The organism is Cellulomonas massiliensis JC225, from assembly GCF_000312005.1.
Taxonomy (GTDB): Bacteria; Actinomycetota; Actinomycetes; order Actinomycetales; family Cellulomonadaceae; genus Cellulomonas; species Cellulomonas massiliensis.
Window position 1 is genome coordinate 1,281,001 of the sequence record NZ_HE978588.1, and the last position, 7,368, is coordinate 1,288,368.

The window sequence follows — 7,368 nt, forward strand, 5'->3', positions numbered from 1 at the left end:
AGCGATCGCCGCCCTCACGGGCCCCGTGCGGCGGGGCGACGCGGGCACGGTGCGCGAGCACGAGCAGGCGCTGACGGCGTTCGCCGCGGCCAGCGGCGCGGTCGACGTCGTCACGGGGTACCGTGCCCTGGCGCGCGCCGCGACGGTGCGCGCTCTCGCCGCGGGCCAGGTCGACGCGACGGCCGCGGCGCAGCTGCTCGACGCGACGGGGCCGCTGCCCGGCCCCGACCAGGCCGGGCCCGCGGGTGCGGGCATGCCCGGCGGTGCGGGATCGTTGAACGACGAGGGTGCAGGGCCCGACGAGGGCCCCGACGACGACGCGGGCGAGCGCGGCCGCGAGGAGGACGCATGACGGCGACGGCGACGCTGGCGCGCACGCGGGACGAGCTCGCGGACGCGCTCGCGCGGCAGGACGCACGGGCGCGCGGCGAGCGTCCGCACCGCCGCGCGGTCGTCATGACGATGGGCGCGCTGCACGACGGCCACCTGTCGCTCGTCCGGCTCGCGCGCGAGCTGGCCGACACGGTCGTCGTCACGATCTTCGTCAACCCGCTGCAGTTCGGGCCGTCGGAGGACCTGGCGCGCTACCCGCGCGACCTGGAGGGGGACCTGGGCCGCCTGAGCGGCGCCGGGCTGCTCGGCCCGGCCGACGTCGTCTTCGCCCCCACGCCCGACGTCGTCTACCCGCGGGACCCGGTCGTGCGCGTGCGCGCCGGAGCGGTCGGCGACGTGCTCGAGGGCGCCTCGCGGCCCGGGCACCTGGACGGCGTGCTCACCGTCGTGCTCAAGCTCCTGCACCTGACCCGGCCCGACGTGGCGGTCTTCGGCGAGAAGGACGCCCAGCAGCTCGCGGCCATCCGCGCGATGGTGGCCGACCTGGACGTGCCCGTCGACGTCGTCGGCGCGCCGCTCGTCCGGGAGGGCGACGGGCTCGCGATGTCGAGCCGCAACGCCTACCTGTCCGCCGACGAGCGGGAGCGCGCTCTCGCGCTGTCCCGGGCGCTGCGCGCCGGCGCCGACGCGGCCGGCCGGGGTCCCGAGGCGGTGCGCGCGGCCGCGCGCGGCGTGCTCGAGCCGGCGGCCGACGTCGACTACGTCGCGCTCGTCGACCCCACGACCTTCACCGAGGTGGCGCCCGACGCCACCGGCCCGGCGCTGCTGCTGCTCGCGGCGCGCGTCGGCGCGACCCGCCTGATCGACAACACGGCCCTGGTGCTCGGAGGTGCCGCATGACCGCGCCGCGCTCGCTGATGCGCACGATGATGACCGGCAAGATCCACCGCGCGACCGTCACGCAGGCGGACCTGCACTACGTCGGCTCGATCACGGTCGACGCCGACCTGCTCGCGGCGGCGGACCTGCTGCCCGGCCAGCAGGTGGACGTCGTCGACGTGACGAACGGCTCCCGGCTGACGACCTACGCGATCGCGGGGGAGGCGGGCTCGGGGCAGATCTGCATCAACGGCGCCGCCGCGCACCTCGTCGCGCCCGGGGACATCGTCATCCTCATCGCGTACGGGCAGATGTCCGACGAGGACGCCCGCACGTACACGCCGCACGTGGTGCTCGTCGACGCGGACAACCGCATCGTCGAGCTCGGCGACGACCCGGGCCGGGTGCCGGACGAGTGGACCGAGCAGGCGGGCCTCGTCAGCAGCGGGGTGCCGTTCCAGCAGGGCCGCGAGCTCGTCGAGCACCCGCACGAGATCGCCTTCGGCACGGGCCCGCGCGGCCCGGTGCGCGACGGCGGTCCCGTCCTGTGACGACGACCGTCGTCGGCGAGCCGCTGGCCACCAGCGCACCGACGCGGCTCGCCACGCGGCTGGCCGCGCCGGAGCCGGGGTGGACGGTCGAGGCCGACGCGGTCGTGGTGGGCTCCGGCATCGCGGGTCTCACGGCGGCGCTCGAGCTCCGGACCCGGGTGCCGCGGGTCCTGCTGGTCACGAAGGACGTGCTCGCGTCCGGCTCGACGGTGTGGGCGCAGGGCGGCATCGCCGCGGCGCTCGCCCCGACCGACACGCCCGCCGCGCACCTGCACGACACGCTCGTCGCCGGGGCCGGCGTGTGCGACCCGCGCGCGGTCGAGGTGCTCGTCACCGAGGGTCCCGCCCGCGTGCGCGAGCTCGTCGCGCGCGGCGCGCAGTTCGACCTCGGCCCGGACGGCGCGCTCTCCCTCACGCGCGAGGGCGGCCACCACGCCGACCGGATCGCGCACGCCGGCGGCGACGCGACGGGCGCCGAGATCTCCCGGGCGCTCGTCGCGCAGATCGAGGCGGTCCGCGACGACCCGGGCATCGAGGTGATCGAGCACGCGCTCGTCCTCGACGTGCTGACGGGGCCGCCCGGGCCCGACGGCTCGCCGGGCCGGGCGTGCGGCGTGACCCTCCACGTCATCGGCGAGGGGCAGCGCGACGGCGTCGGCGCCGCTCTCGGCAAGGCCGTGGTGCTCGCCACGGGCGGCATCGGGCAGGTGTTCCGCTCGTCGACGAACCCGCCGCAGGCGACCGGCGACGGCATCGCCGCCGCGCTGCGGGCAGGCGCGGTCGTCGGCGACGTGGAGTTCGTGCAGTTCCACCCGACCGTGCTGTGGCTCGGCTCCGGCGTGAAGGGGCAGCTCACGCTCATCTCGGAGGCCGTGCGCGGCGAGGGCGCGTACCTGCTCGACACCGACGGGGTGCGGTTCATGCCGGACGTGCACCCGATGGCCGAGCTGGCGCCGCGCGACGTGGTGGCCCACGCGATCGTCCGGCGGATGGCGGCGACCGGCTCGGACCATGTGTGGCTGGACGCGCGGCACCTCGGCGGCGACCTGCTGCGGCGGCGGTTCCCGACGATCGGTGAGCGCCTCGCCGAGCACGGGCTCGACCTGGCGACGGACCTCGTCCCCGTGGCCCCCGCGCAGCACTACCACTCGGGCGGCGTCGTGGTGGACCTCTCGGGCCGCACCAGCGTGCGCGGGCTGTACGCGGTGGGCGAGGTGGCGTGCACCGGCGTGCACGGCGCCAACCGGCTGGCGTCGAACTCGCTGCTGGAGGGCCTGGTCTTCGCGACGCGGGCGGCGCGCGACATCGCGGCCCAGGTCGCGGTCGGCGTCCCCCGGTCGGAGCCGGAGGCGCGCGGCGGGGACGAGGCGCTCGTCGCCGCGGCCGCCCGCTCGCGCCTGCAGCGGGTCGCCACGGACGGTCCGGGCGTGCTGCGCTCGGGCGACGGCCTGCGCCGCGCCGCCGACCAGCTCGCGGCGGTGCCGACGGACGCGCACACCCGGCGCGACGACGGGCGGGCGCTCGCGGCCCCGCAGGTCGCGGAGTGGGAGACGACGAACATCCACCAGGTGGCGAGCGTGCTGACGCAGACCGCGCTCGCGCGCGAGGAGAGCCGCGGCGGGCACGCGCGCAGCGACTTCCCCGAGCAGGACGAGCGCTGGCGGGTCCGGATCGAGGCGTCGCTGGCCGGCGACGGCACGCTGACGATGCGCACGGTGCCGGTCGCATGAGCGCCGTGCTGCGCGGCGTCCTGCCCGGCGACCCCGGCCCGGACCCGGCCGCGGTGCGTCGCGTCGTCGCGACGGCGCTCGACGAGGACCTGGGGCCGGCCCCGGGCCGGGACGTGACGACGCAGGCGACGATCCCGGCCGGCGAGCGCGGCACGGCCGACCTGGCGGCGCGGGCGGACGGCGTCGTCGCCGGCGTCGTCGCCGTCGACGTCGTGCTCCGGGAGGTTGCCGACCGGCTGGGCCTGCCGGGCGCGGAGGTGGTCGTGCACCTCCCGGACGGCTCGCGCGTGCGCCGGGGCGACGTCGTCGCGACGCTCACGGGCCCCGTGCAGGTGCTGCTCGTCGCCGAGCGCACCCTGCTCAACATCGCCTCGCGCGCGTCGGGCGTCGCGACGCACACGCGGCGGTGGGCCGACGCGCTGGCCGGCTCCGGCGCGCAGGTGCTCGACACCCGCAAGACCACGCCCGGCCTGCGCGCGCTGGAGAAGTACGCCGTGCGGTGCGGCGGGGGGACGAACAAGCGCATGGGCCTGTACGACGTCGCGATGGTGAAGGACAACCACGTGGTCGCCGCCGGCTCGGTCGCGGCGGCCGTCGCGGCGGTGCGCTCGGCGTTCCCGGACGTGGCGATCCAGGTCGAGGCGGACACCACCGCGCAGGCGCTGGAGGCGGTCGACGCGGGGGCGCGGTTCCTGCTGCTCGACAACATGCCCACCGACGTCCTGCGCGCCACGGTCGAGGCGGTGCGCGCGCTCGAGGACCGGGTGGGGCCCGTGGAGCTCGAGTCGACCGGGAACCTCACGCTCGAGCGCGCGGCGGAGGTCGCGGCGACCGGGGTCGACTACCTCTCGGTGGGCGGCCTCACGCACTCGTCGCCGATCCTCGACCTCGCGCTCGACCTGCGCTGAGGACGGGCGGGCGTCCCAGCCCTCGTAGACTCGTCCGGTGACCGAAGCGCCCCCCAGCACCGCGCCGTCCGAGGCCCCCGCCGGCGACGACGTCCCCGAGCAGATCGCGATCCGCCGCGCCAAGCGCGAGCGGCTGCTGGCCGACGGCCAGGAGGCGTACCCGGTCGGCGTGCCGCGCACGCACACGATCGCGCAGGTGCGCGCGGCCTACCCGGAGCTGCCGGCGGGCGAGGAGACCACCGACGAGGTCGGCGTGGCGGGCCGCGTCGTCTTCCTGCGCAACACCGGCAAGCTGTGCTTCGCCACCCTGCAGGACGGCGAGGGCAACCGGCTGCAGGCGATGCTGAGCCTCGCGAACGTCGGCGAGGAGCGGCTCGCGGCCTTCAAGTCCGACGTCGACCTCGGCGACCACCTGTTCGTGCACGGCCGCGTGATCTGCTCGCGCCGCGGCGAGCTCTCGGTGCTGGCGGACGCGTGGCAGCTCGCCTCCAAGGCGCTGCGCCCCCTGCCCAACCTCTACGAGGGCACCGAGATGTCGGAGGAGGCGCGGGTCCGCCAGCGCTACCTCGACCTCGTCGTGCGCCCGGCCGCGCGGACGACGGTCCGCCGCCGCGCCGAGGTGATGCGCTCGCTGCGCGCCCGCTTCCACGAGCGGGGCTTCGTCGAGGTCGAGACGCCGATGCTGCAGACGCAGCCCGGCGGTGCGGCGGCGCGGCCTTTCGTCACGCACATGAATGCGTTCGACATCGATCTCTACCTGCGCATCGCGCCCGAGCTGTTCCTCAAGCAGGCGGCCGTCGGCGGCATCGAGAAGGTGTTCGAGATCAATCGCAACTTCCGTAACGAGGGCGCTGACTCCACGCACTCGCCGGAATTCGCGATGGTGGAGGCGTACGAGGCGTACGGCGACTACGACACGATGGCGGAGCTGACGCGTTCTCTCGTGCAGTCCGCGGCGCAGGACGCATTCGGCACGACGCTGGTGACGCTCGCGGACGGGTCCGAGTACGAGGTCGGCGGCGAGTGGGCGCAGATCTCGATGTACGAGTCGCTGTCGGAGTCGCTGGGGGAGCCGGTCACGCCGGAGACGAGCGTCGAGCGGCTCACCGCGATCGCCGACGGGCTCGGCCTCGAGGTGGACCCGGCGAAGGTGAGCCACGGCAAGCTGGTCGAGGAGCTGTTCGAGCACCGCGTGGCGGACCACCTGTGGGCGCCGACGTTCGTGCGCGACTTCCCCGTCGAGACGAGCCCTCTCACGCGCGCGCACCGTACGAAGCGGGGCGTCGTCGAGAAGTGGGACCTCTACGTGCGCGGGTTCGAGCTCGCGACCGCGTACTCCGAGCTCGTCGACCCGGTGGTCCAGCGCGAGCGCTTCGAGGCGCAGGCGCTGCTCGCCGCGGCGGGCGACCCCGAGGCCATGCGCGTCGACGAGGACTTCCTCACGGCGATGGAGTTCGCCATGCCGCCGTCAGGCGGGATGGGCATGGGGGTCGACCGCCTGCTCATGGCCCTCACCGGTCTCGGCATCCGCGAGACCATCCTGTTCCCGCTCGTGAAGCCCCAGGTGTGACGATGGACGGCATTCTTCCTGTTCTCGCGGCGGTCGTGCCGTCGATCGGCGTCGGCCTGATCTTCTGGTTCGTCATGCGCGCCGTCGTGAATGCGGACCGCAACGAGCGGCGGGCAATCGCGCGTTTCGAGGCGCAGGAGCGCGCGGGGGCCGCAGCGGCGGCCCGCGAGAAGAAAGAAAACGCGGGCCCGACCGTTTGACGGGTGCATTTCACGGGTGCGATGCTGAACGCGTCCCCCGAAAATGTTTCCCGCACATCGTGGAGCCCACATGGCACAGAAGGTCCAGGTCCTGCTCGTCGACGACATCGACGGCGGCGCGGCCGACGAGAGCGTGACGTTCGCGCTCGACGGCATCAGCTACGAGATCGACCTCTCGACGGCGCACGCCACGGAGCTCCGCGAGACGTTCGCGCAGTGGGTGGGCCACGCGCGCAAGGTCGGCGGCCGCACCGCGCCGCGCTCGTCGGCGGCGCCCCGCTCGCGGTCGCGCGGCGGCAGCGACGCGCAGGCCATCCGTGAGTGGGCCAAGGAGAACGGGCACCACGTGTCGGAGCGCGGCCGCATCTCGGCCGAGGTGAAGGCCGCGTACGACGCGGCGCACTGACGCTCCCTCCGCAGACGACGAGAGCCGGGACCCCGACGGGGTCCCGGCTCTCGTCGTCGGTGCGACAGGGGTCAGCGGGTGCCGGTGAGCTCCCGGACCGCCGCGTACTGCTCGCGCACGCGCGGCGCGGGGTCGGCCGAGTACGTCTCGACGTCGCTCGCGCTGCTCCACGCGGGGGCCTCGTCGGCGCCGGAGAGCACCCACGCGGCCTGGCGGGCCGCACCGTCGGCGACGTACTCGCCGGGCGTCGGCACCTGCACGTCCAGGCCGAGCACCGAGGGCGCGACGCGGCGGACGGCCTCGGACTGCGCACCGCCGCCGATGAGGAACACCCGCTCGACCGCGACGCCCTGCGCGCGCAGCGCGTCGATCCCGTCCGCGAGGGCGCAGAGCATGCCCTCGACGGCCGCCCGGGCCAGGTGCTGCGGCGTCGTGTTCGCGAGCCGCAGCCCGTGCAGGGCCCCGGTGGCGTCGGGCTTGTTCGGCGTGCGCTCGCCCTCGAGGTACGGCACGAGCACGAGGCCGTCGGCGCCGGCGGGGGCCTCCAGCGCGAGCCGCGACAGCCCCGCGTGGTCGACGCCGAGCATGCGCGCGGCCGCGTCGAGCACCCGTGACGCGTTGAGCGTGCACGCGAGCGGCAGGAACAGCCCCGTGCAGTCGGCGAACCCCGTCACGAGCCCCGAGCCGTCCGCCGTGGGCTTCGACGTGACCGCCGAGACGACGCCCGAGGTGCCGATCGACACCGCGACGTCGCCGTCGCCGAGCCCGAGCGCGAGCGCCGCGGCGGCGTT

9 protein-coding genes are annotated in these 7,368 nt (G+C 75.6%); 8 read left to right on the forward strand and 1 reads right to left on the reverse strand.

From position 1 onward, the window contains the following. The 8 genes from HGCM_RS06025 to HGCM_RS06060 all read left to right on the forward strand — a co-directional run. On the forward strand, positions 1 to 352 hold a 352-nt coding region (locus HGCM_RS06025; protein ID WP_147573068.1), incomplete at its 5' end, for a DUF2520 domain-containing protein. Next, complete coding sequence (gene panC, locus HGCM_RS06030; RefSeq protein ID WP_019135963.1) at positions 349 to 1,233, forward strand: pantoate--beta-alanine ligase; 885 nt, start codon at positions 349 to 351, stop codon at positions 1,231 to 1,233. The genes HGCM_RS06025 and panC, both read left to right, overlap by 4 nt. Then, positions 1,230 to 1,763, forward strand: a complete 534-nt coding sequence (gene panD, locus HGCM_RS06035) for an aspartate 1-decarboxylase (protein ID WP_019135964.1) — start codon at positions 1,230 to 1,232, stop codon at positions 1,761 to 1,763. Before panC ends, panD begins: the two co-directional genes overlap by 4 nt. Beyond that, positions 1,760 to 3,493, forward strand: a complete 1,734-nt coding sequence (locus HGCM_RS06040) for an L-aspartate oxidase (protein ID WP_019135965.1) — start codon at positions 1,760 to 1,762, stop codon at positions 3,491 to 3,493. Before panD ends, HGCM_RS06040 begins: the two co-directional genes overlap by 4 nt. Next, complete coding sequence (gene nadC, locus HGCM_RS06045) at positions 3,490 to 4,401, forward strand: carboxylating nicotinate-nucleotide diphosphorylase (RefSeq protein ID WP_019135966.1); 912 nt, start codon at positions 3,490 to 3,492, stop codon at positions 4,399 to 4,401. Before HGCM_RS06040 ends, nadC begins: the two co-directional genes overlap by 4 nt. Before the next feature lie 37 nt (positions 4,402 to 4,438). Then, positions 4,439 to 5,971 carry a lysine--tRNA ligase gene (lysS, locus tag HGCM_RS06050; protein WP_019135967.1) on the forward strand — a complete coding sequence of 511 codons (1,533 nt, stop codon included), beginning with the start codon at positions 4,439 to 4,441 and terminating at the stop codon, positions 5,969 to 5,971. A gap of 2 nt (positions 5,972 to 5,973) precedes the next feature. Then, positions 5,974 to 6,171, forward strand: a complete 198-nt coding sequence (locus tag HGCM_RS06055) for a hypothetical protein (protein ID WP_040399516.1) — start codon at positions 5,974 to 5,976, stop codon at positions 6,169 to 6,171. Between the two features lie 70 nt (positions 6,172 to 6,241). Beyond that, on the forward strand, positions 6,242 to 6,577 hold the full coding sequence (locus HGCM_RS06060; protein ID WP_019135969.1) for a histone-like nucleoid-structuring protein Lsr2: 336 nt from the start codon (positions 6,242 to 6,244) through the stop codon (positions 6,575 to 6,577). 71 nt (positions 6,578 to 6,648) lie between these two features. On the opposite strand, the gene HGCM_RS06065 is transcribed toward HGCM_RS06060, so the two are convergent. Continuing rightward, a partial coding sequence (locus tag HGCM_RS06065; RefSeq protein WP_026075296.1) for an FGGY-family carbohydrate kinase occupies positions 6,649 to 7,368 on the reverse strand: 720 nt, incomplete at its 5' end.

Excerpts from the sequence above, each read along its gene's own strand:
- panC (WP_019135963.1), top strand. The coding sequence starts at position 349 with ATGACGGCGACGGCGACGCTGGCGCGCACGCGGGACGAGCTCGCGGAC.
- panD (WP_019135964.1), top strand. The coding sequence starts at position 1,230 with ATGACCGCGCCGCGCTCGCTGATGCGCACGATGATGACCGGCAAGATC.
- HGCM_RS06055 (WP_040399516.1), top strand. The coding sequence starts at position 5,974 with ATGGACGGCATTCTTCCTGTTCTCGCGGCGGTCGTGCCGTCGATCGGC.
- HGCM_RS06060 (WP_019135969.1), top strand. The coding sequence starts at position 6,242 with ATGGCACAGAAGGTCCAGGTCCTGCTCGTCGACGACATCGACGGCGGC.
- nadC (WP_019135966.1), top strand. The coding sequence starts at position 3,490 with ATGAGCGCCGTGCTGCGCGGCGTCCTGCCCGGCGACCCCGGCCCGGAC.